General features: G+C 73.0%; 20 protein-coding genes and 1 pseudogene. 5 read left to right on the top strand and 16 right to left on the bottom strand.

Annotated elements, in window-relative coordinates; all coding sequences use genetic code 11:
* Positions 1-120: 120 nt before the first annotated feature.
* From AC061S_RS20390 to hrcA, 6 genes are all read right to left on the bottom strand, one after another.
* A complete protein-coding gene (locus AC061S_RS20390) occupies positions 121-1029 on the bottom strand; it encodes a ribonuclease Z (protein WP_478687391.1) in 909 nt (302 codons plus the stop codon).
* Positions 1030-1032: 3 nt separating this feature from the next.
* A complete protein-coding gene (locus AC061S_RS20395; protein ID WP_478687392.1) occupies positions 1033-1392 on the bottom strand; it encodes a histidine triad nucleotide-binding protein in 360 nt (119 codons plus the stop codon).
* An 82-nt stretch (positions 1393-1474) separates the two neighbouring features.
* Entirely contained in the window at positions 1475-2218 is a 744-nt protein-coding gene (locus AC061S_RS20400) for a 16S rRNA (uracil(1498)-N(3))-methyltransferase (protein WP_478687393.1), read from the bottom strand.
* Positions 2215-3306 (bottom strand): nitronate monooxygenase, encoded by a 1092-nt coding sequence (locus tag AC061S_RS20405; protein WP_478687394.1) that lies wholly within the window; start codon positions 3304-3306, stop codon positions 2215-2217. The genes AC061S_RS20400 and AC061S_RS20405 overlap by 4 nt, the downstream gene beginning before the upstream one ends.
* 191 nt (positions 3307-3497) lie before the next feature.
* The gene (dnaJ, locus tag AC061S_RS20410) at positions 3498-4634 is read right to left on the bottom strand and encodes a molecular chaperone DnaJ (RefSeq protein ID WP_356514917.1); all 1137 of its coding nucleotides are present in this window, start codon (positions 4632-4634) and stop codon (positions 3498-3500) included.
* Complete coding sequence (gene hrcA / locus AC061S_RS20415; protein WP_478687395.1) at positions 4635-5651, bottom strand: heat-inducible transcriptional repressor HrcA; 1017 nt, start codon at positions 5649-5651, stop codon at positions 4635-4637.
* A 170-nt stretch (positions 5652-5821) separates the two neighbouring features.
* Here hrcA and AC061S_RS20420 point away from each other — a divergent pair, with 170 nt between their 5' ends.
* Positions 5822-6547, top strand: a complete 726-nt coding sequence (locus AC061S_RS20420) for an MBL fold metallo-hydrolase (protein WP_478687396.1) — start codon at positions 5822-5824, stop codon at positions 6545-6547.
* Between the two features lie 28 nt (positions 6548-6575).
* Positions 6576-7373, top strand: coding sequence for a DUF3097 domain-containing protein (locus AC061S_RS20425; RefSeq protein WP_478687397.1), 798 nt, complete (start codon positions 6576-6578; stop codon positions 7371-7373).
* 290 nt (positions 7374-7663) lie between these two features.
* Here AC061S_RS20425 and hemW read toward each other — a convergent pair whose 3' ends face one another.
* From hemW to lepA, 3 genes are all read right to left on the bottom strand, one after another.
* Positions 7664-8896, bottom strand: a complete 1233-nt coding sequence (gene hemW, locus AC061S_RS20430; RefSeq protein ID WP_478687398.1) for a radical SAM family heme chaperone HemW — start codon at positions 8894-8896, stop codon at positions 7664-7666.
* An 80-nt stretch (positions 8897-8976) separates the two neighbouring features.
* Positions 8977-10869 (bottom strand): AMP-dependent synthetase/ligase, encoded by a 1893-nt coding sequence (locus AC061S_RS20435; protein WP_478687399.1) that lies wholly within the window; start codon positions 10867-10869, stop codon positions 8977-8979.
* 258 nt (positions 10870-11127) lie between these two features.
* On the bottom strand, positions 11128-12993 hold the full coding sequence (lepA, locus tag AC061S_RS20440) for a translation elongation factor 4 (protein WP_478687400.1): 1866 nt from the start codon (positions 12991-12993) through the stop codon (positions 11128-11130).
* Between the two features lie 244 nt (positions 12994-13237).
* Between lepA and rpsT the strand changes: the two genes are divergently transcribed.
* Positions 13238-13504: a 30S ribosomal protein S20 gene (rpsT, locus tag AC061S_RS20445; RefSeq protein WP_243334768.1), complete on the top strand. Its 267-nt coding sequence runs from the start codon at positions 13238-13240 to the stop codon at positions 13502-13504.
* Between the two features lie 581 nt (positions 13505-14085).
* Here rpsT and AC061S_RS20450 read toward each other — a convergent pair.
* The gene (locus AC061S_RS20450; protein WP_478687401.1) at positions 14086-14706 is read right to left on the bottom strand and encodes a TetR/AcrR family transcriptional regulator; all 621 of its coding nucleotides are present in this window, start codon (positions 14704-14706) and stop codon (positions 14086-14088) included.
* Between the two features lie 92 nt (positions 14707-14798).
* Between AC061S_RS20450 and AC061S_RS20455 the strand changes: the two genes are divergently transcribed.
* Positions 14799-16184 (top strand): MFS transporter, encoded by a 1386-nt coding sequence (locus AC061S_RS20455; protein ID WP_478687402.1) that lies wholly within the window; start codon positions 14799-14801, stop codon positions 16182-16184.
* Between the two features lie 381 nt (positions 16185-16565).
* Here AC061S_RS20455 and holA read toward each other — a convergent pair whose 3' ends face one another.
* Positions 16566-17558, bottom strand: a complete 993-nt coding sequence (gene holA / locus AC061S_RS20460) for a DNA polymerase III subunit delta (RefSeq protein ID WP_478687403.1) — start codon at positions 17556-17558, stop codon at positions 16566-16568.
* Between the two features lie 100 nt (positions 17559-17658).
* On the opposite strand from holA, the gene AC061S_RS20465 reads away from it, so the two are divergent.
* Positions 17659-17901 carry a hypothetical protein gene (locus AC061S_RS20465; protein WP_243334774.1) on the top strand — a complete coding sequence of 81 codons (243 nt, stop codon included), beginning with the start codon at positions 17659-17661 and terminating at the stop codon, positions 17899-17901.
* Between the two features lie 18 nt (positions 17902-17919).
* Here the strand turns inward: AC061S_RS20465 and AC061S_RS20470 are convergent, their stop codons facing one another.
* The 5 genes and pseudogenes from AC061S_RS20470 to AC061S_RS20490 form a co-directional block, all read right to left on the bottom strand.
* Positions 17920-18801 (bottom strand): YceI family protein, encoded by an 882-nt coding sequence (locus tag AC061S_RS20470; protein WP_478687404.1) that lies wholly within the window; start codon positions 18799-18801, stop codon positions 17920-17922.
* Between the two features lie 136 nt (positions 18802-18937).
* Positions 18938-21151, bottom strand: a pseudogene (locus AC061S_RS20475) (ComEC/Rec2 family competence protein); the annotation flags it as partial.
* Positions 21152-21423: 272 nt separating this feature from the next.
* A complete protein-coding gene (locus AC061S_RS20480) occupies positions 21424-22470 on the bottom strand; it encodes a ComEA family DNA-binding protein (RefSeq protein WP_478687405.1) in 1047 nt (348 codons plus the stop codon).
* 98 nt (positions 22471-22568) lie between these two features.
* Positions 22569-23414, bottom strand: coding sequence for a DegV family protein (locus AC061S_RS20485; RefSeq protein ID WP_478687406.1), 846 nt, complete (start codon positions 23412-23414; stop codon positions 22569-22571).
* Between the two features lie 482 nt (positions 23415-23896).
* The gene (locus tag AC061S_RS20490) at positions 23897-24571 is read right to left on the bottom strand and encodes a hypothetical protein (RefSeq protein ID WP_478687407.1); all 675 of its coding nucleotides are present in this window, start codon (positions 24569-24571) and stop codon (positions 23897-23899) included.
* Positions 24572-24674: the final 103 nt, after the last annotated feature.

Here is a 24674-nt window from a genome sequence, read left to right on the forward strand (position 1 = left end):
GCGTTTGAGGCGCGGGGTCTGGGGCGGAGCCCCAGGGGGTCCGGGCGCAGCCCGGGGAACGGGGGAAGGGCGGGTCGGGGACAGCCCCGCAGGGCCCCGGGCCCCCAGGGGTCGGACCCGCTATCCGGCCCGCTTCGGCACGGGGACCCGTACGAGGTCGGCGGCGATCGTCAGCTCGCCCTCGAAGCCCGCCGCGCGGGCCTGGCGTTCGAATTCGTACGGGTCGGTGTAGCGCTGCGAGAAGTGCGTCAGCACGAGGTGCCGCACGCCGCCGTCCCGGGCCACCCGGGCGGCCTGCCCGGCGGTGAGGTGCCCGTGGTCGGTGGCCAGCTGGACGTCCTCGTCGAGGAAGGTCGACTCGATCACGAGCATGTCGGCGCCCGCCGCGAGCGCCTCGACGCCCTCGCAGAGCCGGGTGTCCATGACGAAGGCGAACCGCTGTCCGGCGCGCGCTTCGCTGACCTCGTCGAGGGTGACCCCGCCGAGGCTGCCCTCGCGCTGGATCCGGCCCACGTCCGGCCCCTTGATCCCGTGGAGCGCGAGGAGTTCGGGCCGTATCCGGCGGCCGTCGGGCTCCGTGACCCGGTAGCCGAAGGACTCCACCGGGTGCGAGAGCCGTACGGCGTCCAGGGTGTAGGCGTCCGCGCGCGCCAGGATCCCGTCCTCGGCCACCGGCTCCTCGGCGAGCCGTACGGTCTCGCGGTAGGCCGTGGCGTACCGCAGCCGGTCGAAGAACTTCTGCCCGGAGGCCGGGTAGTGGGCGGTGACGGGGTGCGGGACCCGGTCGAGGTTGATCCGCTGGATGACCCCGGCGAGTCCGAGGCTGTGGTCCCCGTGGAAGTGGGTGACGCAGATCCGGTTGATGTCGTGCGCGGCCACCCCGGCGCGGAGCATCTGGCGCTGGGTGCCCTCGCCTGGATCGAAGAGGATGCCCTCGCCGTCCCAGCGCAGCAGGTAGCCGTTGTGGTTGCGGTGGCGGGTGGGCACCTGGCTGGCGGTGCCGAGCACCACGAGTTCTCGTACGGACACGGTTTATCCCGGGGGCCATTCGAAGCCGCGGCCGCCGAGGACGTGCGCGTGGGCGTGGAAGACGACCTGGCCGGCGCCCGCGCCGGTGTTGAAGACGAGCCGGTAGCCGCGGTCGGCGAGCCCCTCGTCGGCCGCGACGCGGCCGGCCTCGCTCAGGACGTCGGCGGCGAGCCCGGGTTCCGCGGCCGCGAGGGAGGCGGCGTCGGGGTAGTGCGCCTTCGGGATGACGAGGACGTGGGTGGGCGCCTGCGGGTTGATGTCGCGGAAGGCGACGGTCGTGTCCGTCTCCCGGACGACCGTCGCGGGAATGTTCCCCGCGACGATCTTGCAGAACAGGCAGTCGGCCTGCGGTTCCCCGGCCATGTGCTGAGCCCTTCGTGACGGGTGATCGGTTCCGGCATCGTATCCACCGCCGCCCGCCGGACCGGTCAGGGCCGGCGTCCCGTCAGGACCAGCGGCCCGTCCTCGCCAGCAGGACGGCCGCCGCGGCCGTGCCCGCCGTGGAGGTGCGCAGGACCGAGGGGCCCAGCCGGTACGGGTGGGCCCCGGCCGCGGCGAAGGCGGCGAGTTCGTCCGGGGAGACCCCGCCCTCGGGTCCGACGACCAGGACGATCGAGCCCCGGGCGGGCAGGTCCGCGGTGGCCAGCGCGCCCGAGGGGGCGTCCCGGTCCTCGTGCAGGACCACCGCGAGGTCGGCCCCGGCGAGCAGGGTCGCGACCTGCTTGGTCGACAGCGCCTCCTCGACCTCGGGGAAGCGGACGCGGCGGGACTGCTTGCCCGACTCCCGGGCGGTGGCCCGCCACTTCGCGAGGGATTTGGCGCCCCGGTCGCCGCGCCACTGGGTGATGCAGCGCGAGGCCTGCCAGGGCACGATCGCGTCGACGCCGGTCTCCGTCATGGTCTCGACGGCGACCTCGCCCCGGTCGCCCTTGGGCAGGGCCTGGACGACGGTGATCCGGACGGCCGGCTCCGCCTCCTCGAAGACCCCGGACACGGAGACGACGAGGCGGTCCTTGCCCTCGGCGGCGGTCACGACGGCCTCGGCCCAGCCGCCCCGGCCGTCGGTCAGCACGAGGGCCTCTCCGGGGGCCAGCCGCTTCACGGCGACCGCGTGGCGGCCTTCGGGGCCGTCCAGGACGAACTCCGGCCCCGCGGGAACCTTTTCGACCACGAACACCGGGGCGGTCATGACGCACTCCTCATCTGCATTGTCTTCAACACGTGCTGGGCCGCGCCGAGTTCCGCCGCGAGCACCTCCACCAGCTCGCCGGCCGGCAGGGCCCGCGCCAGCCGGTGCCCCTGGCCCGCCCACAGGGCCATGCCCTGCGGATCGCCGGCCGCGGCGGCGGCCTTGCGCAGCGGCGCGGTCAGGTGGTGGACCTGCGGGTACGCGGCCGGGGCGTACGGGCCGTGCTCGCGCATGAACCGGTTGACCAGCCCGCGGGCCGGCCGCCCCGAGAAGGCCCGGGTGAGCTCGGTCCGGACGAACAGCGGGTCGGTCAGCGCCTTCTTGTGCAGGGGGTGCGCGCCGGACTCCGGGCAGGCCAGGAAGGCCGTGCCGAGCTGCGCGGCCTCCGCGCCCGCGGCGAGCAGCGCGGCGATCTGCGAGCCGCGCATCAGGCCGCCCGCCGCGATGATGGGGAGGACCACGGCCTCGCGTACCTGTGCGACGAGCGCGAGCAGGCCGACCCCGGCCGTGCCGTCGCCCTGCGGGTCGTCGCGGTGGGTGCCCTGGTGGCCGCCCGCCTCCATGCCCTGGACGCAGACGGCGTCGGCGCCGGCCGCCTGTGCGGCGCGGGCCTCCTCGACGGTGGTGACGGTGGCGATCGTGTACGTACCGACCTTGCGCAGGCAGGTGAAGGCCGCGGGCGAGGGCAGTCCGAAGGTGAACGAGACCACGGGTACCGGGTCTTCGATGAGAATGGCCAGTTTGGCGTCGTAGCCGTCGTCGCTGGTGCCGATGATGTCCTCGTCGGCGAGGGAGATCTCGTACCAGGAGGCCTCGCTGGCGAGGTGCCCGCGGTAGGCCTCCACGACCGCCGGGTCCACGTGAGAGGTCTGCGGCAGGAAGAGGTTGACGCCGAAGGGGCGGCGGGTGAGCGCGCGCAGCCGCTTGATCTCCTGGTACATGCCGTCGGCGGTTTTGTAGCCGCCGGCGAGGAAGCCCAGTCCGCCCGCTTCGCACACGGCGGCCGCGAGCGGCGGGCAGGACGCGCCGCCCGCCATGGGCGCCTGCACGATCGGGTACGCGAAGAGACCGTTCGGTGCGGAGGACATGAGCTGCATCGTGCCATGTCCCGCTCATGGGACCGAATCACGGCATTCGCCTGGCATAGTCCCCTTCAGCGGGGTGCCTGAATACCGCCGCCGCCCTGCCGTCCGCCATGCCGCGAGCCCGGTCCGGGGCATCCCCGGACCGGGCTCGCAGGTGTTCTCGTACGCTGCCCGTACGCTGCTCCGCGCGCGGCTCAGCGCCCGTTGAAGGCGTCCTTCAGGCGGCTGAACAGGCCTTGCTGGCCCGGCGCGAACTGGCCGAGCGGCCGCTCCTCGCCGCGCAGCTTCGCCAGCTGGCGCAGCAGGTCCTCCTGCGCCGGGTCCAGCTTGCCGGGGGTGGTGACCTCGACGTGGACGATCAGGTCGCCGCGGCCGCCGCCGCGCAGGTGCGTGACGCCCCGGCCGTGCAGGGGGATCGCCTGGCCGGACTGGGTGCCGGGCCGGATGTCGATCTCCTCCAGGCCGTCCAGGGTCTCCAGCGGGCACTTGGTGCCCAGGGCCGCCGCGGTCATCGGGATGGTGACCGTGCAGTGCAGGTCGTCCCCGCGCCGCTGGAAGGTCGGGTGCGGCAGCTCGTGGATCTCCACGTACAGGTCGCCGGCGGGGCCGCCGCCGGGGCCGACCTCGCCTTCGCCCGCGAGCTGGATCCGGGTGCCGTTCTCGACGCCCGCCGGGATCTTGACGGTGAGGCTGCGGCGGGAGCGGACCCGGCCGTCGCCCGCGCACTCAGGGCACGGGGTCGGGACCACGGTGCCGAAGCCCTGGCACTGCGGGCAGGGCCGCGAGGTCATGACCTGGCCCAGGAAGGACCGGGTGACCTGCGAGACCTCACCGCGGCCGCGGCACATGTCACACGTCTGCGCGGAGGTGCCGGGGGCGGCGCCCTCGCCGGAGCAGGTGGTGCAGACGACGGCCGTGTCGACCTGGATGTCCTTGGTCGTGCCGAAGGCGGCCTCGTCCAGTTCCAGGTCGAGGCGGATCATGGCGTCCTGGCCGCGGCGGGTCCGCGAGCGCGGTCCGCGCTGCGAGGACTGGCCGAAGAAGGCGTCCATGATGTCGGAGAAGTTGCCGAAGCCGCCCGCTCCGAAGCCGCCGGCTCCGCCGCCGCCCGAGGAGGACAGCGGGTCGCCGCCGAGGTCGAAGACCTGCTTCTTCTGCGGGTCCGAGAGGACCTCGTAGGCGGCGTTGATCTCCTTGAAACGCTCTTGCGTCTTGGGATCGGGGTTCACATCCGGGTGCAGCTCGCGTGCGAGCCGCCGGAATGCCTTCTTGATCTCGTCCTGCGATGCGTCGCGGCGCACGCCGAGAACGGCGTAGTAGTCCGTGGCCACTTACGACTCCGCCAGGATCTGTCCGACGTAACGTGCCACTGCGCGTACCGCTCCCATCGTTCCGGGGTAGTCCATGCGGGTCGGTCCGACCACGCCGAGTTTGGCGACTGCTTCGCCGCCCGAACCGTAGCCGACCGAGACGACGGACGTGGAGTTCAGTCCCTCGTAGGCGTTCTCATGCCCGATCTTTACGGCCATTCCCGACTCACTGGCCTCGCCCAGCAGCTTGAGGAGCACGACCTGCTCCTCCAGCGCTTCGAGCACCGGCCTGATCGTCAGGGGAAAATCGTGTCCGAAGCGGGTGAGGTTGGCGGTGCCGCCGATCATCAGCCGCTCCTCCGCCTCCTCCACCAGCGTTTCGAGGAGGGTGTCGAGGACGGCTCGCACCGTCACCCGGTCCTCGTTCTCGAAGGATTCCGGAAGGTCCTGCACCAGCGGCGGCACGTCGGTGAACCGGCGGCCGACGACCCGGCTGTTGAGACGGGCCCGCAGGTCCGCGAGCGAGGCCTCCCCGAAGGGGGCCTGGCAGTCGACGATCCGCTGCTCGACCCGGCCGGTGTCCGTGATGAGGACGAGCATCAGGCGGGCCGGGGCCAGCGAGAGCAGCTCCACGTGCCGGACGGTGGACCGGGTCAGCGACGGGTACTGGACGACGGCGACCTGCCGGGTGAGCTGCGCGAGCAGCCGCACCGTACGGCCGACGACGTCGTCGAGGTCCACGGCCCCGTCGAGGAAGTTCTGGATGGCCCGGCGCTCGGGCGTCGACAGCGGTTTGACCCCCGCCAGCTTGTCGACGAAGAGGCGGTAGCCCTTGTCGGTGGGGATCCGGCCGGCGCTGGTGTGGGGCTGGGCGATGTAGCCCTCGTCCTCCAGCACGGCCATGTCGTTGCGCACGGTGGCGGGCGAGACGCCGAGCCGGTGCCGCTCGGTGAGCGCCTTGGAGCCGACCGGCTCCTCCGTCCCGACGTAGTCCTGGACGATGGCGCGCAGCACTTCGAGTCTGCGTTCGCTGAGCATCGCGCACACCTCCATCGTTTCCGTCGTCCGTTGCTCCGGCCGGCTCCTGCTGCGAAAACCGGCTCGGTCTGTTGGCACTCTGAGCGTTCGAGTGCCAGAGATCCCCCGGTCAGTGTACGGCGGGGTGGTACGCCCGCAGCAAGGGCGGCCCGCCAAGGTAGCGTCGCGGCATGGACGTGCGTTGGGAAGAGGCGGGCTGGGAACAGCTCACAGAACGGGCCGGCCGCAAGCGCCTGCCGGTGTGGGACTGCACCGTGGGCCTGGTGGTGGGCGAGGATTCCGCCCTTCTGATCGACCCGGGGTCCTGCCTGCGGGAAGGTGCGCTGGTGCGGGCCGAGGCGGAGCGGCTGGCGGGCCGGCGCGTGACCCATCTCGCATTCACACACGGACATTTCGACCACGTACTGGGCGGTGCGGCGTTCGCGGGGGCCGAGGTCTACGGTCCGGTCGGGCTGGACTCCCTGCTTTCCGTGAGCCGGGACGAGCTGCGGTCCGACGCGGTCCGGCACGGCCTGGCGGAGGCCGAGGCGGCCGAGGCGGCGGACCTGCTGGTGCTCCCCCGGCACCTGGTGTCGGGCGAGTGGACCCTCGACCTCGGCGGGGTGCAGGTGCTGTTGGCGAACGTGGGCCCGGGGCACACCCGGCACGATCTGGCCGTCTTCGTGCCCGGAGCCCGCGAGGTGGTCTTCTGCGGCGACCTGGTCGAGGAATCGGGCGAGCCGCAGGCGGGTCCGGACGCGGTGCCCCGGCAGTGGCCGGCCGCCCTGGACCGGCTCCTCGCCCTGGGCGGGGACGACGCTCTGTACGTGCCGGGTCACGGAGCGGTGGTCGACGCGGCCTTCGTGCGTGCCCAACGCGACACACTGGCGGCCCGTTTCGGCGTGTCGGACACCTGAGGCGGCCCGCTCTCCTACCCTCGGCCGGATGCGTGAGTACTCCCCCGACCTGACCCCGCAGTGGAAGCGCGCCAAGCCCGTCCCGGAGGTGCCGGCCGATCCCGATCTGGTGGTCGAGGTGGCGGGTACGGACTTCTGCGGCGCGGTGGTGGCCTGCGAGGCGGGCACGGTCACCCTGGAGGACCGCTTCGGCAAGCGCCGCGTCTTCCCCCTCGAACCCCGTGGCTTCCTCCTGGACGGCGCGGTGGTGACCCTGACCCGCCCGGTCCGGGGGCCGGTCGCCCCGGCCCGTACGGCCTCGGGCTCCATCGCCGTCCCCGGGGCCCGCGCGCGGGTGGCCCGGGCGGGCCGGATCTACGTGGAGGGCCGCCACGACGCCGAACTGGTCGAACGGGTCTGGGGCGACGACCTGCGGATCGAGGGCGTCGTGGTGGAGTACCTGGAGGGCATCGACGACCTCCCGTCGGTGGTCGCCGACTTCGCCCCCGCCGCCGACGCCCGGCTGGGCATCCTGGTGGACCACCTGGTCCCGGGCTCCAAGGAGTCCCGCATCGCCGCCTCCGTGACCTCCCCGCACGTCCTGATCGTGGGACACCCGTACGTGGACGTCTGGCAGGCGGTGAAGCCCTCCGCCCTCGGCATCCGCTCCTGGCCGGTCATCCCGCCCGGCCAGGACTGGAAGACGGGCATCTGCCGGGCCCTGGGCTGGCCGGAGAACACCGGAGCCGCCTGGCAGCACATCCTGTCCCGCGTGACCTCGTACAAGGACCTGGAGCCCACCCTCCTGGGCGCGGTGGAGCACTTGATCGACCACGTGACGGCATAGCCGGGCACGACAGCCCTGCGGGGCCGTCCCTACCCGCCCTTCCACCGTTCCCCGGGCTCCGCCCGGACCCCCTGGGGCTCCGCCCCAGACCCCGCGCCTCAAACGCCGGCGAGGCTGGATATGGCCGCCGCAGGCGAAAATCCAGCCCCTCCGGCGTTTGAGGAGCGGGGGTCCGGGGGCTGGCCCCCGGGAACGGCGCCGCACGCGGCAACGGGTCCGGGCGGAGCCCGGGGAACGGTGGAAGGGCGGGTAGGGGACGGCCCCGCAGGGCTGCCCCACCCCGGACGGGGTCAGTCGACCAGGTCCCTGACCACCGCGTCGGCCAAGAGCCGCCCCCGCAGCGTCAGCACGGCACGCCCCGCCTCGTACGGCCCGGCTTCCAGCAGCCCGCCCGCGAGGGCCTTGCGAGCGGCCGCCAGCCCCGCCGCCGCGAGCAGCGACAGCGGCACCCCGTCCACCAGCCGCAGCTCCAGCAGGATCCGCTCCACCCGCCGGTCCTCCTCCGAGAGCAGCTCACGACCCGCCCCCGGCGACCGCCCCTCCGCCAGCGCCGCCGCATACGCGCCCGGGTGCTTCACGTTCCACCACCGCACCCCGCCCACGTGCGAGTGCGCTCCGGGCCCGGCCCCCCACCAGTCGGCCCCGCGCCAGTACAGCTCGTTGTGCAGGCAGCGCCCGGCCTCGGAGGTGGCCCAGTTCGAGACCTCGTACCAGGAGTACCCCGCCTCGGCCATCACCGAGTCGAGGATCAGGTACCGGTCCGCGTGAACGTCGTCGTCCGTCATCGGGACCTCGCCCCGGCGGATCCGCCGCGCGAGCTGGGTGCCCTCCTCCACGATCAGCGCATAGGCACTGATGTGATCGGGCCCGGCGCCGAGCGCCGCCGTCAGCGACGCCCGCCAGTCCTCGTCCGACTCCCCCGGCGTCCCGTAGATCAGGTCCAGGTTCACGTGCTCGAAGCCCGCCGCCCGCGCCTCGGCGACGCAGGCCTCCGGCCGCCCGGGGGTGTGCGTGCGGTCGAGCACCTTCAGGACGTGCTGCTTGGCGCTCTGCATGCCGAAGGAGATCCGGTTGAAGCCGCCCGCGCGCAGCTCCGCCAGGTACTCCGGGTTCACCGACTCCGGATTGGCCTCGGTGGTGACCTCGGCGTCCTCGGCCAGCCCGAATTCGTCCCGGATGGCCGCGAGCATCCGTACGAGGTCGCCGGCGGGCAGCAGCGTGGGCGTGCCGCCGCCCACGAAGACGGTCCGTACGGCCCTGGGGTCGTCCCCGAGGACCTTGCGGGCCAGCCTGACCTCGTCGATCAGGGTGTCGGCGTAGTTCTCCCGGGAGGCGAGCACACCGCCGGTGCCCCGCAGCTCGGTCGCCGTGTAGGTGTTGAAGTCGCAGTACCCGCAGCGCGTGGCGCAGTACGGAACGTGCAGGTAGAACCCGAGCGGCCGCTCCCCGGCTCCCGCCAGGGCGTGGAGCGGCAGCGAGCCGTCTTCGGGCATGGGTTCACCGTCGGGCAGTGCGGAAGGCATGCGCCCATTGTCCCGCACTGCCCCAAGGTCGTTTACGGTCGCGCGCGGCGCCTCGTGCTGCGCACCCGCGCCGCGCCGCGCTACGCCTCCCGGGAGCCCTCGTACATCTCCTCGATGAGGTGCTTGAACTCGCGCTCGACGACCGGCCGCTTCAGCTTGAGGCTCGGGGTGAGGTCCCCGTGCTCCACGTCGAGGTCGCGGGGCAGGAGCCGGAACTTCTTGACCGTCTGCCAGCGCTGGAGGCCCTCGTTGAGGGTCTGGACGTAGGTCTCGATCAGCCGGTTCGTCTCGGGGGCGGCCAGGACCTGGGAGTACGTCTTGCCCTCCAGGCCGTTCTCGGCGGCCCAGACCAGGATCGAGGGCTCGTCGAGGGCGATGAGGGCGGAGCAGAAGTTCCGGTCGGCGCCGTGGACGACGATGCTGGAGACGTACGGGCAGAGCGCCTTGAACTGGCCCTCGATCTCCGCCGGGGCGACGTACTTACCGCCCGAGGTCTTGATCAGGTCCTTCTTGCGGTCGGTGATGCGCAGGTAGCCGTCGGCCGACAGCTCGCCGATGTCGCCGGTGTGCAGCCAGCCGTCGGCCTCCAGCACCTCGGCGGTCTTCTCCGGCTGCTGGTGGTAGCCCTGCATGATGCCGGGGCCGCGCAGGAGGACCTCGCCGTCGTCGGCGATGCGGACCTCGGTGCCGGGGAGCGGCTTGCCGACGGTTCCGGTGCGGTAGGCCTCGCCGGGGTTGACGAAGGAGGCGGCGCTGGACTCGGTGAGCCCGTAGCCCTCCAGGATGTGGATGCCGGCGCCGGAGAAGAAGTAGCCGATGTCGGGGGCGAGGGCGGAGGCGCCGGAGACGGCGGCGCGCAAGTTGCCGCCGAAGGCCTCGCGGAGCTTGGAGTAGACGAGCGCGTCGGCGATCTTGTGCTTGGTGGTGAGGCCGAAGGGGGCGCTCGCACGGCCGGTGCGGCGGAAGTTGTCCTGGGTGACCTTGGCGTACTCGCGGGCGACGTCGACCGACCACCGGAAGATCTTGTACTTGGCACCGCCGGCGGCCCTGGCCTTGGCCGCGACCCCGTTGTAGACCTTCTCGAAGATGCGCGGAACGGCCGCCATGTAGGTCGGCTGGACGATCGGCAGGTTCTCGATGATCTTGTCGATGCGGCCGTCGACCGCGGTGACGTGGCCGACCTCGATCTGGCCGGAGGTCAGCACCTTGCCGAAGACGTGCGCGAGCGGCAGCCAGAGGTACTGGACGTCGTCCTTGGTGATCAGACCGGTGGCCACGGTGGCCTTGGCCATGTACGACCAGTTGTCGTGCGGCAGCCGCACGCCCTTGGGCCGCCCGGTGGTGCCCGAGGTGTAGATGAGGGTGGCGAGCTGGTCGGCGGTGATGGCCGCGATCCGCTCCTTGACCACCTCGGGGTGCTTGGCCAGGTACTCGCGGCCGCGCGCCTCCAGGTCGGCCAGCGAGAGCACCCAGCCCTCGGGGTCGCCCTCGGCGGCTACGGCGTCGGCCGCCTCCACGACCACCACGTGGGCGAGCTCGGGCAGGTCGGCACGGCGCTCACGGGCCTTGGCCAGCTGCCCGGCGTCCTCCGCGATCAGGATCCGGCTCTCGGAGTCGGAGAGGATGAACGCCGACTCCTCGGCGTTCGTGCTCGGGTAGACGGTCGTCACGGCGCCGCCGGCGCACATCACGCCGAGGTCGGCGAGGATCCACTCCACCCGGGTGTTGGAGGACAGCGCCACGCGCTGCTCCGGCTGGATCCCGAGCTCGACGAGTCCGGCCGCGATGGCGAAAACCCGCTCGGCGGCCTGGCCCCAGCTGAGCGACTTCCAGTCGTCCGGGCCGCCCTGCCCATCGGCGGCGGGGACCGGGTACCGGTAGGCCTCGCCGTTCGGCGTGGCGGCGACACGCTCCAGGAAGAGGGTCGCCACGGTGGGCGGGCGGTTCTCGATCAAGGTCTGTGTGTCGCTCACGGACATCCTCCGGACCACGCGGCAGGGGCCTGTTCGCACAGGGGCTGACTGACCGGGTGGTGGGTCAGGGTGGGTGGCTGAGTCAGGGCTTGGCAGCATCCGAACGCCAGAAAAACTGGCGAGTAACCAACGATCAGTGATCAGACTAGGGGCCCTCCGCCTGGCGCGTAAGAGGCCCCGGGGCGCCGATTCATAACGAAACAGACCCCCGCGCCGGAGCACGGGGGCCTGCTTCGCGTCCGAGGACGGTCGCGGCGGCTACTTCTTCTTGCCGCCGGACTCGTCGCTGGAGAGGACGGCGATGAAGGCCTCCTGCGGGACCTCCACGGAGCCGACCATCTTCATGCGCTTCTTGCCTTCCTTCTGCTTCTCCAGCAGCTTCCGCTTACGGGAGATGTCACCGCCGTAGCACTTGGCGAGGACGTCCTTGCGGATGGCGCGGATGGTCTCTCGGGCGATGACGCGGGAGCCGACGGCCGCCTGGATCGGGATCTCGAAGGCCTGCCGCGGGATGAGCTCGCGCAGCTTGGCGACCAGCCGCACGCCGTAGGCGTAGGCCGCGTCCTTGTGGCAGACGGCGGAGAAGGCGTCGACCTTGTCGCCGTGCAGCAGGATGTCGACCTTGACCAGGCTGCCGGACTGCTCGCCGGTGGGCTCGTAGTCGAGGGAGGCGTAGCCGCGCGTCTTGGACTTCAGCTGGTCGAAGAAGTCGAAGACGATCTCCGCGAGCGGGAGGGTGTAGCGGATCTCGACCCGGTCCTCGGAGAGGTAGTCCATCCCGAGAAGGGTGCCGCGGCGCTGCTGGCAGAGCTCCATGATCGCGCCGATGAACTCGGAGGGCGCGAGCAGGGTGGCCCGGACGACCGGCTCGAACACGTCCGAGATCTTGCCCTCGGGGAACTCGCTCGGGTTGGTGACGGAGACTTCCTTGCCGTCCTCCATGACGACGCGGTAGACCACGTTCGGCGCGGTGGCGATCAGGTCGAGCCCGAACTCGCGCTCCAGGCGCTCGCGCACCACGTCCAGGTGGAGCAGGCCGAGGAAGCCGACGCGGAAGCCGAAGCCGAGCGCCGCCGAGGTCTCCGGCTCGTAGACGAGCGCGGCGTCGTTGAGCTGGAGCTTGTCCAGGGCCTCGCGCAGGTCGGGGTAGTCCGAGCCGTCGAGCGGGTACAGGCCCGAGAAGACCATCGGACGCGGGTCCTTGTAGCCGCCGAGGGCCTCGGTCGCGCCGTTGTGCAGGCTGGTGATGGTGTCACCGACCTTGGACTGACGTACGTCCTTCACGCCGGTGATGATGTAGCCCACCTCGCCGACGCCGATGCCGTCGGCCGGGGTCATCTCCGGGGAGGAGACGCCGATCTCCAGCAGCTCGTGTGTGGCGCCGGTGGACATCATCCGGATGCGCTCGCGCTTGTTGAGCTGCCCGTCGACCACACGCACGTACGTGACGACACCGCGGTAGGAGTCGTAGACGGAGTCGAAGATCATCGCGCGGGCCGGGGCGTCCTTGGGACCGACCGGGGCCGGGACCGTGGCGACGATCTTGTCGAGCAGCACGTCCACGCCGAGACCGGTCTTCGCCGATACGCGCAGGACGTCCTCGGGCTGGCAGCCGACCAGGTTCGCCAGCTCCTCGGCGAACTTCTCCGGCTGGGCGGCCGGCAGGTCGATCTTGTTCAGGACCGGGACGATCGCGAGGTCCTTCTCCATCGCCAGGTACAGGTTGGCGAGGGTCTGGGCCTCGATGCCCTGGGCCGCGTCCACCAGGAGGACCGTGCCCTCGCAGGCCGCCAGCGAGCGCGAGACCTCGTAGGTGAAGTCGACGTGCCCCGGAGTGTCGATCATGTTGAGGATGTGGGTCTTGCCCATGTCCTCGCCCGTGTTCGGCGCCCAGGGCAGCCGGACAGCCTGGGACTTGATCGTGATGCCGCGCTCACGCTCGATGTCCATGCGGTCGAGGTACTGGGCGCGCATCTGCCGCGAGTCCACCACACCGGTGAGCTGGAGCATCCGGTCGGCAAGGGTCGACTTGCCGTGGTCGATGTGCGCGATGATGCAGAAATTGCGGATCAGCGCCGGGTCGGTACGGCTCGGCTCGGGCACGTGGCTGGGGATCGCGGGCACGCAGTGTCCTGATTCTCGGGTCGCAGTCGGAACGAAGTGTGGGCGTCGGTCTGCGCGAAACCAGATCTGGTCGGGTCTAGTCGGATCTATACGCAGACTCCCATGGTCCCATGAACCGGGGAGTGCGCTCAGTTTGGGCCGGTCGGAAGGCAGCTGGTAACCTGAGCAGCTGTGTCTCGTGTGCCCTCTAGCTCTACGGGACACAATCCGAAGATCAAATCTCTGAACCTGCAAAGGCTCTTTCGTGGCGAACATCAAGTCCCAGGTCAAGCGCAACAAGACGAACGAGAAGGCTCGCCTTCGCAACAAGGCCGTCAAGTCCTCGCTCAAGACCGCCATCCGCAAGGCCCGTGAGGCCGTCGTCGCCGGTGACGTCGAGAAGGCCACCGTGGCTTCCCGCGCCGCTTCCCGCGCGCTCGACAAGGCCGTCTCGAAGGGTGTCATCCACAAGAACGCCGCCGCCAACAAGAAGTCGGCGCTGGCGATCAAGGTTGCCTCCCTTCAGGGCTGAGCCCCTGATGTGATCGCCGGGCAGGGATCCAGCGGGCCCTCTCTCCCGCTCCCGACCGGCACTCCGCGCCGCACACGAAGCGTTCGCCACGCGGGTGCGGTGCAACCCCAGAAGTAACCGAAGGCCCCGGCCGCCTCCCTTCCCCAGGGCAGCAGCCGGGGCCTTCGGCATGCCCGGCACCTGGTGCGGGCCCCCCAGACATACCCGCGCTGGCGGGGCTCCGGGCCGTACGGGGCTCTGGGCCGTACGGGGCTCCGGGCCGTACGGGCCTTGGGCCGTACGGGCCTTGGGCCGCACGGGCCTTGGGCCGCACGGGGCTCCGGGCCGTACGGGCCTTGGGCCGCCCAGGACTCGGGCCGCACGGGAATCGGCCCGAACAGAACTAACTCCGCCCCACTCACCTCCCGGCCGCACGGCACTCCGCCCGGACAGGGCTCTCGGCGGCCGAGGACTCCTTCCCCTCTGGGACTCCGGACCGCACGGGACGGGACTCCGGACCGCTCAGTGTTCCCGGCGGCACGGGACTCCGGGCCCGGACGGGTTCCCAACCATCCACGAGCCGTACGGGAGTTCCTCAGGCCTCAGGCCTGCCTCGGGGACCCTTCGGGCGCGGCGGGGCGGACCGCGACGGCGGCGAGGACGGTGGCCGTGAGGACCTCCGGGGCCTCGGCGGGGGTCATCCGCCCGGCCTGGACCTCGGCGGCGGCCGCGTGGACCAGGCTGTAGACGACCGTGACCAGCCAGTCCGCGGACAGGTCGGCGCGCAGCTCGCCGCTCTCCCGGCCCCGGGCGATCAGCCGGCGGACGGGAGCGAGGATCCGGTCGTGGCGCTCGCGCAGCCGCTCGGGCGGCAGTGCCGCGGAGACGGCCGCGAACACCGCGGAGTGCCGATCGAGAACCCGCCACGAGCTGCGGATGAGTAGCGCGAGCGACTCTTCCGCCCCGCCCTCTTCGGCCTCACCGTCGAGCGCCTCCAAGGTGGCGGCGGCCTCGTCGACAGCCCGGTCGAGGGCAGCGTCGAGAAGGGCCTCGCGGGTCGGGAAGTGCGAGTAGAGCGTGACGCGGCTGACTCCGGCGGCACGGGCGACGGCGGCCATGCTCGCCTGCGGATCGGCGAGGAAACAGTCCAGTCCGGCATCGACGATCGCGGCGGTGTTGCGCTCGGCGTCTGCGCGGCGGGGGCGGGGTGCGTCGGAGACCATGCCAACAAAGTTAACACCAGTGTTCACATTCCCCGGGCGAAGCCGCATACTCAATCCCTAACACCCCTGTTAAGTTTAGGAGCGGCTCCACCATGCCCTCACACGCCCCGCCCGCCCCCGACCGCGACCACGACCGGAACCAGGACTCACACCCACACCCACGCCGTGGCCTCCTCCTCACCCTCCTCTGCCTGGCCCAGTTCATGCTCATCGCCGACGTCACCGTCGTGAACGTCGCCCTCCCCGCCATCGGCGCCGACCTCTCCCTCTCCGGCGCCGGCCTGGCCTGGGTCGTCACGGCGTACACCCTGTTCTTCGGCGCCCTCCTGATGGCCGGCGGGCGGCTCGCGGACCGGTTCGGCGCGGTGCGGACCTTTCTGACCGGGCTGGCCCTCTTCACCGCCGCCTCGGCGGCCTCCGGGCTCGCGACGGACGCCGCCACGCTGATCGCGGCCCGCTCCGCGCAAGGCGTCGGTGCGGCCCTGCTCTCACCGGCGGCCCTGTCCCTGGTCACGACCCTGTTCCAGGGCCCCGCCCGGCACCGCGCCCTCGGCGCCTGGGCCGCGATCGGCGGCACCGGCGCGGCCCTCGGGGTCCTGCTCGGCGGGATCCTCACCGACGGCCCCGGCTGGCGTTGGATCTTCTACCTCAACCTGCCCGTCGGAGTGCTCGCCCTGCTCGGGGTCCCCCTCCTGCTGGGCCGCCGGCTCCGCCACACCGGCCACGCGGCGGGTCCGGGCCGCCGGACACCGATGAACGTGCCTGCGATCCTCCTGCCGACCCTGGCCGCGGCCGCACTCGTCTACGGGCTGACCGAACGCTCCTGGCTCCCGATCCTCGGCGCCCTGGCCGCGGGAGCCCTCCTGGTGGCGACCGAACGCCGCTCCACCAACCCGCTGATGCCCCCCGCCATGCCGGGCCGGCGCTCCCTGCTGGGCGGCAGCACCGTGATGCTGGGGGCGGCGGGCCTGCTCGTGACGGGGTTCTACCTGAGCTCCCTGCACATCCAGCACTCCCTCGGGCGGAGCCCCCTGGTCACCGGGCTGGCCTTCCTCCCGGCGGCGGTGGCCGCCACCGCGGGCGCCCACCTGGGCTCCCGGCTGCTCCCCCGCTTCGGCTGGCGCCCGGTCGGCGCGGCGGCGTTCACCCTGGCCGCCGCGGGCGCGGCGCTCACCTCCCTGGGCGGCCTCTGGTCGGGCCTGGTCCCCGGCTTCTCCCTGCTGGCCCTCGGACTCGGCGCGGCATTCGTGTGCGCCACGACCTCGGCGCTGTCCGAAGTGGCCCCTGCCCACACCGGCCTGGCGTCGGGTCTGGTCGGCACCTCACACGAACTGGGCGCGGCCCTAGCCATAGCCGCCCTGGCCTCAGCCGACTTCACCACCCTCGCCTACCCGGCCCTGGCCCTTGCCCTGGCCACCCCCCTCCTCCTCCCCCCCGGCCACCCCGACCCCACATCACCCCACGCAATGGCCCACTGACCACCCAGCCCCATACAACTCAGGCCAAGGCCAATCCATCCCGTCCGGCACTTGAGGACCAAACCCGGCCAACGCCAATCCAGCCCGTCCCGCCCTTGAGGACCAGACCCGGGCAACGCCAATCCAGCCCGTCCGGCGTTTGAGGACCAGACCCGGGCAACGCCAATCCAGCCCGTCCGGCGTTTGAGGACCGGGTCCGGGCAGCGCCCGGGGAACGGGCGAAGGGCGGGTAGGGGACAGCCCCGCAGGGCTCACCACCCGCACCCACACACCGGCGTCGGCAGATCGACCCCTGCAATCGCTACCGGGGCTCGGGGCTCGGGGCTCGGCTCCGGAAGCTGGTCCCCACCGGGAACTGGGGCCAGGTTCCGGGGCCCGGGGCTAGCCCCGGCGGGTCCGCGCCGCCCGGGCGACCGCGACGACCGCCTTCTCCAGCGCGTACTCCGGGTCGTCGCCCCCGCCCTTGACCCCCGCATCCGCATCGGCCACCGCACGCAACGCGTCCGCGACACCATCCGCCGACCACCCCCGCATCTGCTGCCGGACCCGGTCGATCTTCCACGGCGGCATGCCGAGGTCACGCGCGAGGTCCCCGGGACGGGCCCCCCTCGGGGCCGAGGCCAGCTTCCCGATCGCCCGTACCGCCTGGGCCAGCGCGCTGGTGATCAGGACCGGAGCCACCCCGGTGGACAGGGACCAGCGCAGGGCCTCCAGGGCTTCCGCGGCGCGCCCCTCGACCGCCCGGTCGGCGACGGTGAAGCTCGACGCCTCGGCCCGGCCGGTGTAGTAGCGGCCCACCACGGCCTCGTCGATCGTGCCCTCGACGTCCGCGCACAGCTGCGCCGCCGCGCTCGCCAGCTCCCGCAGGTCGCTGCCGATCGCGTCGACCAGCGTCTGGCAGGCCTCGGGCGTGGCCGAACGGCCCAGCGTCCGGAACTCTCCCCGCACGAACGCCAGCCGGTCCGCCGGCTTCGTCATCTTCGGACAGGCGACCTCCCGGGCACCCGCCTTGCGCGCGGCGTCCAGCAGGCCCTTGCCCTTGACGCCGCCCGCGTGCAGGAGGACGAGGGCGATCTCCTCGAACGGCGCGTCGAGGTACGCCTTGACCTCCTTGACCGTGTCGGCCGAGAGGTCCTGCGCGTTGCGCACCACCAGCACCTTGCGCTCCGAGAAGAGCGAGGGGCTGGTCAACTCGGCCAGGGTGCCGGGCTGAAGCTGTTCGGAGGCGAGGTCACGCACGTCCGTGTCGGCATCCGCGGCTCGCGCCGCCGTCACGACCTCCCGCACGGCGCGGTCGAGCAGCAGGTCCTCCTGCCCCACCGCGAGGGTGATCGGGGCGAGCGGATCGTCGGTGGAATTCTTCCTGGTGGCCATCGGCTCCAGCATCCCACGCCGCACTGACAGACCCTCGCGCCCCGGCCCCCCTGCACGCCCCCCTTCCGCGGCCCCCTCCCCCGTAGCCGAGAATGTCCGGGTGAACGTGCGACATGTACTGGTCCTGCCCGACCGCGACACCGCCGAGGAGGTGGCGCGGGAGGTGGTCGACCGCTTCGGCCTCCCGGAGGAACCTCAGCTGGTCCGCGACGCCCTCGCCGGGGAGGACGACGCCGAGGACGCCCAGTGGCTCGTGGTCGTCGAGGACCCGCGCGAACGGCTGGACGCCACGGCCCTGGACGAACTCGCCGCCGAGTACGACGGCTGGCTCGAAGCCCCGTAGCCGCTGGACCCCACCCGGTCAGGCCTTGTGCACGACCTGCACGTCCAGGACCACTTCCACGTTCGAACCGATCGCCGCGATCCCGTGCGCCAGGATCGACTGCCAGTTCAGCGTGAAGTCCTCGCGGTTCAGTTCGGCCGTCGCCCGGCAGGCCGCCCTCGGCTCGCCCTCCAGCCCCGTACCCAGACCCAGGTACTGGGTGTCCAGGGTGACGGACCGGCTGACCCCGTGGAGGGTGAGAGCGCCCGCCACGGACCAGCGGCTGCCGCTGCGGTGGATGAACCGCTCGCTGTAGAACTCCACCGTCGGATGGCGGGCCGCGTCCAGGAAGTCCGCGGAGCGCAGGTGGTCGTCCCGCATCCGCAACCCGGTGTTGATGCTCGCCGCGTCGATGATCACGTGCATGGAGGAGTCCTCCATGCGGTCGGCTATGCGCACCGCGCCGGCGAAGGTGTTGAACCGTCCGTTGATCCGGGCGAAGCCGATGTGCCGGGCCGAGAACCCGATCGACGAATGCCCCGGGTCGAGCTCCCAGTGGCCCGGCTGCGGCAGCAGCGGCGGGTCCACCGAATCCAGGACGATCTCCCCGGTGCCGGGCTGCGCCGGGTCCCCCACCAGCGTCGCCCCGTGGAAGGGCGCGTAGCCCTCGGCCGTGACGGACAGCCGGTACTCGCCCGCCGGCACCGCCGCCGTGAACCCGCCGTACGGGTCGGTCTCCCCGCTGACGATCCGTCGGCCTATCGGGTCGGTCACCTCGAACTTGGCCTGCCGGACCGGCTGGTGGACCGTGTCGAGAACCCGGCAGCTGAGCAGCCGCGCCGTATGAGGAAGCGTCAGTGTCGCGGATGTCTGGGAACTGGCGCTTCCCGCCGTCTCCATCCCCCGTCTGCGACTGAACATGGTTTATGCACCCCCGTGCTGTCTGGGCTTGGACCGCTCTGGCGAAAACGCATTCGATCATGCTGTCGGGTTGTGGGCAAACGGAGTGGTCACTCCTGGTATGCCCGTGCCGGGCCCGTCGCCGAATGGCCGGGAACGCCCGCAGCCCCGGACCGCTGCCGGTGACGGCCACCGAGCCGTCCTCGTCCGTGCGCAGTACGGCCGCGCCCAGCCCCCGCAGCCGGGCGAGCGTACCCGCCGCGGGGTGCCCGTACCTGTTCCCGGCGCCCACGGGGACGATCGCGAGGCGTGGCCGGATCCGCTCGTACAGTCCGGGATCCTGATGGGCGCTGCCGTGGTGGGCGACCTTGAGGACGTCGACCGGCCCCAGTTCCGGATGGTTCCTCAGCAAGGCCTGCTGGGAGCCCGGTTCGAGGTCGCCCAGCAGGAGCAGGGTCAGGCCCGCGCCGCGCACCAGCAGGGCCACGCTCGCGTCATTGGGGCCCTCGGGCGGAGCGTCCCCGGCCGGTGGCCACAGCACCTGCCACTCGAGCGGCCCGGCCCGGCGCCGCTCCCCCTCCACCGCGTGGACGACGGGAACCCCGGCGGCCGCCGCCGTCCGCCGCACGAACGCGGCCTGCCCCGGCGGTTCCTCCAGCCCGGTGACTTGCACCACACCGACCGAGCGGCCCCTGAGCACCCCCGTCAACCCGCCCACGTGGTCGGCGTGGAAGTGCGTCAGCAGGATCAGCGGCACCCGGCTCACACCCAGCTCCCTCAGACAGGCATCCACCGGCCCCGGCTCGGGGCCCGCATCCACCACCACGGCCGTACCCGGGCCGACCGCGAGTACCGCGGCGTCCCCCTGGCCCACGGCGCACTGGGCGTAGATCCAGTCGGGCGGCGGCCAGCCCTTGACCGTACGAGTGACCAGTGGCGGCCTCAGTACGGCGAGGAGCAGCACCACGGCCAGGGCGGAGGCGAGCCATCGCCCACGCCGGAACCGCCGGCCGAGCAGCACCGCCGCCAAGGTGGCCGCGGCGAGCAGCAACCCTCCGCCCACCCCGCCGGGCCAGCCCAGCTCCGCCCCGGGCAGCCGCGCCCCGCCCCGGGCCACGGCGGCGATCCACCCGGCGGGCACGCCCGCGCACCAGGCGAGCACCTCGGCCACCGGCCGGCACACCGGGGCCGCCGCCAGCGCGGCGAACCCCAGGACCGTCGCGGGTCCCGCCGCGAGCTGGGCCAGGAGGTTGCAGGGCACCGCCACCAGGCTCACCCGGGCCGACAGCACCGCGACGACCGGTGCGCACACCGCCTGGGCCGCCGCCGCGGCGGCCAGCGCCTCGGCCAGGCGGGGCCGCATCCCGCGCCGCACCAGGGCCTCGCTCCACCGGGGAGCCAGCGTCAGCAGTGCCCCGGTGGCCAGGACGGAGAGGAGGAAGCCGTAGCTCCGGGCAAGCCACGGGTCGTAGAGCACCAGCAGCAGGACGGCGGCGGCCAGCGCCGGGATCAGGGATCTGCGCCGCCCCGTGGCGATGGCCAGCAGGGTGACGGAGCCGCAGGCCGCCGCCCGCAGCACGCTGGGCTCCGGCCGGCACACCACCACGAAGGCCAGGGTCAGCGCCACCCCGCACAGGGCGGTCGCCCGCAACGAGAGCCCCAGGCGCGGCGCCAGCCCGCCCCGCTCGGCCTGCTGCGCGCGGGCCGGGGCCCCGATGAGCAGGAAGAGCACCACGGTCAGGTTGGAGCCGGAGACGGCCAGCAGGTGCAGCAGATCGGTGGCGCGGAACGCATCGTGCAGGTCGGGCTCCACCCGGGAGGTGTCCCCGACCACCAGCCCGGGCAGCAGGGCCCGGGCGTCCGGGGCCAGCCCGTCGGTGACCTCGCGCAGCCCGGCCCGCAACCGCCCGGCGATCCGCTGCGCGGTGTCCGGGCCGCCGGTCACCCGTGGTGGGGCGTCCCCGGCCGGACGGAGCAGGGCGACGTCCCGCTCCCCGCTCCGCGCCGGGGCCAGCCGGGCCGCCACCTCGACCCGGGTCGAGGGCTGCAACCGGGCCCACCCCGGATGCCCCGCCAGTACCCGCACCGGGGTCGACACCCGGGTCTCGGCCCCGTCGGGCCCGGTCACCCGGGTCACCACCGCGTCGAGCACCACCACCGGCGGCCCGCTCCCGGTCCGGGCCGTCCGCGGATCGGAGCCCACGGTGAGATCCGCCAGCACCCGGGCATGGTCCCGGGCCAGCTCCGGAACCGGCCCGGCCCGCGCCTCGGCCCGCTGGAGCCCCGCCACCCCGGCCCCGGCGGCCGCGCACAACAGGACCGCCGCCACGGCCGTCCGGACCGGCGCGGAGCGTCTGCGGCCGACCAGCATCAGCAGCCCGGCCGCACCCGCCCCGAGCCCGGCCGCCACGGCACTCCGGCCCACGGGCGCCCCGAGCGCTACGGCGGCCGCCCCCCACAACGCGAGAGCCGGCCCCACCAGCCGCAAATCCACCGGCCCGACATCCCCGACCCCCCACCCGACCGGACCCTGCCCAGCCGGATCCGGCGCAGCCTGCTCCCGCCCGCTCCGACCCAGATCCGTCGGAACCCGCTCACGTGGACCCGGCCCGGCCGAACCCTGCCCCGTTCCGGCGTCCCGGCTCATGGCCGCACCAGCTCGCGCAGATCCGCGAACCGGCGCTCGCCGATGCCGTTGACCTGCCGGAGCTCCTCCACCGAGCGGAAGCCCCCGCGCGCCGTACGGAAGTCCACGATGTGCTGCGCGAGGACCGGGCCCACCCCCGGCAGGCCGTCCAATTGCTCGGCCGTGGCCGTACCGAGGCTCAGCGGTCCGGAGGCGGGACCTCCCCTGCCCGCCATCGGCGGCGGGGCCGGAGCGCCCACCAGCACCTGCTCGCCGTCCATCAGGACGCGGGCCCGGTTCAGCCCGGTGGTGTCCGCCCCGGGCCGCACGCCCCCGGCGGCGGCCAAGGCGTCCTCCACGCGCGAGCCGGGAGGCAGCTTGCGCACCCCGGGGTCACGGACCTTGCCGCTGACGTCCACCAGGATCGGAGCGGTGCCGGGGCCCGCCCGCGCCACGGTCGGAGCCGGCAGCGCGGCCGCCACCGCGGGTGCCACCACGGCTGGTGCGGTCACCGGCCGGGGCCGGGCCGCCCCGTACTGCTGTGCGGCGAACCCGACCGCGACCACCAGCACCACCGAGACGGCGGCCACCGTGCGCGGCTCAACCCCACAACGGGTTTGCAGCCACAAGGGCAGCCGCTCCCGTACGGCGAGCCACCGTAAGGCCCCGCCCGGCACCTCCCCGCCCTCGGCTGGAGCCGCCCCGCCCCGGGCAGGTGCCTCGGCTCCGGCCTGTACGTCGCCCCGGGCAGGTGCCTCGGCCCAGCCCTCCGGCTCGGGCCTGACCAGCGGATCCGGCCGGGTCGCCGCCTCGGGCTCGGCCACCGCCCCGACGGAGCGGTCCCCCGGCAGTGCGGGCTCGGCCGGGGTGGCACCGCCCGGCGGCGGAGCGCCCGGTGGGCGGCCCGGCCCGAGCAGAGCCTCGGCCCGACGCCGCACCACCTCGGGATCGGGGCGGCCGGGGCGCTGTCCACGGCGATGGCGAAGACGGCTGTCGGAGAGGCGGGGACGGCCGGGGCCACTGGTGGCGCCGGCGGGACCTGACGTGCGCGTACGAAGAGTCATGGCACGACGGTAGGGCCGTGCCGTGACACGCGTTCGGAAGCTTCAATTCCGGTGGATGGCCGGGCCGTTGTGGATATCTCCCTCACACGATCCGGTGATCAGCGCGGAGAGACGACCGCCGCGAGCAACCCCGGCCCGGTGTGTGCGCCGATCACCGCGCCGACCTCGCTGACGTGCAGCTCGACGAGCCCGGGGATCCGCTCTCGGAGCCTCTGCGCCAGCTTCTCCGCGCGTTCCGGGGCCGCGAGGTGGTGCACGGCCACGTCGACGGGGCCGGACCCGGCCCGCTCGACGGCCAGCTCCTCCAGGCGGGCTATGGCCTTCGAGGCCGTACGCACCTTCTCCAGCATCTCGATCCGCCCGCCGTCCAGCGTCAGCAGCGGTTTGACCGCGAGCGCGGAGCCGAGGAGGGCCTGCGCGGCCCCGATGCGGCCGCCGCGGCGGAGGTAGTCGAGGGTGTCCACGTAGAAGTACGCGGACATGCCTGCGGCCCGCTTCTCGGCGGCGGCGACGGCTTCGTCGAGGGAACCCCCGGCCTCGGACACCTCCGCCGCGGCCAGGGCGCAGAAACCCAGGGCCATGGCGACCATGCCGGTGTCGACGACGCGGACGGGCACCGAAGCGGTCTTCGCGGCGAGCACGGCCGCGTCGTAGGTGCCGGAGAACTCGGCAGACAGGTGCAGGCTGACGATTCCGGTCGCGCCGGCCTCCACGGCCGCCCGGTAGGCCCGGACGAAGTCCTCGGGGCTGGGGCGGGACGTGGTGACCGAGCGGCGCTTCTGCAGGGCCAGGGCGAGGCTCCTGGCCGAGATCTCGGTGCCCTCTTCCAGGGCCTCGTCGCCGAGGACCACGGTCAGCGGGACGGAGATGATTCCGTGCCGCGCCATGGCCGGTTGGGGCAGGTAGGCCGTGGAATCCGTGACGATCGCGACATGGCGGGACATGAGGCGGAGGTTACCGGCAGTGGGGGTGTTCCGGCAGCCCGGGTCTGCCGGTGTGCCTCCGGCCGCGGCTCCAGGGTATTCCGTAGCCGGGCTCCGTCTTGGCTCCGGCCGGGCCCCGGTCGGCCTGCAACCCAAGGTGCCGCCCCGGCCCCGCCCGGCCTGTAACCCGGGCTGCCGCCCCGGCCCCGCCCGGCTGCGGCCAGTCCGCGGGCGGGCTGCCGCCCAGGGGTCGGCCGGCTGCGGCGGCGGATGCTCGGCCCTGCGGGGCTGGGTCCCCTACCCGCCCTTCCACCGTTCCCCGGGCTCCGCCCGGACCCGGTCCTCAAACGCCGGACCGGCTGAAAGCTCCTGGGGCTCCGCCCCAGACCCAGGTCCCCAAGCACCGGACCGACGGAAGGCACCCGGACTCCGCCCGGACCCGGCACGGCGAACACCAGACCGCCCGAAGCCCCCGCGCTCCGCGAGGGTGGACTCCGCCCGGCTCAGGTCGTCGTTTCCGGGCGGCGGGTCTTCTGCCAGGGGTACTCGGGGGTCGGGGCGGGTTCCGAGAGGGCGGCGGGCTGGGGGGTGGTCCACGTGGGAGTCGGCTGGGAGAGGTCGTCGGCCGGTGCGCTGGACCAGTCCCGCAGGGCGCCCGACTCGACGTCGATCTGGGCCGACAGGTGCGACAGGTCTTCCTCCGCGAAGCGCCGGGCCCGGTCGCGCGCCGCCCACCGCAGCGAGTCCGCCGCCTGCGTGATCTGCGCCGTGCGCTCCCGCAGGTCCGGCAGGACCGCCGCGATGCGCTGGCGGTCGGGCTCGGCCTCCAGGCGCCTCAGCTCGTCGTCGAGTTCGTGCCCGTGCACGCTCAGCCGCTCGAACAGTCCGATCGATTCCTTCAGCGAGGCGTCCGTCTGGACCCCGTCGTGCAGCGCCTGCTGCGTCGCCCGCATCGAGTTCCGCAGGTCCAGCCGCAGCGTGGCCAGCGCGCCCGCGACACCGACCTGGCCGAAGCTGCGGGCCTTCAGGGTGGTGTCCTCCACGGTGCGGCGGGCCTGGGTGATGGTCCGGTCCACGCCGCGCGCGGCAGCCTTGACCACCTTCGTCGTCACGTAGACACCGAGCCCCAGAAAGGCGAACAGCAGCACCAGGGCCACGATGATAAAAGCCGCCTCCATGAGGGTCCCTTCCCCAGCCGTTTACGTCCCTTCCACCGTAAACGCCACGGGCAGGCCGCGGGTTCCAATCGAACCCCCAACCTGCCCGTACGGGATTACCCCT

It is taken from the genome of Streptomyces sp. CA189, assembly GCF_056428985.1.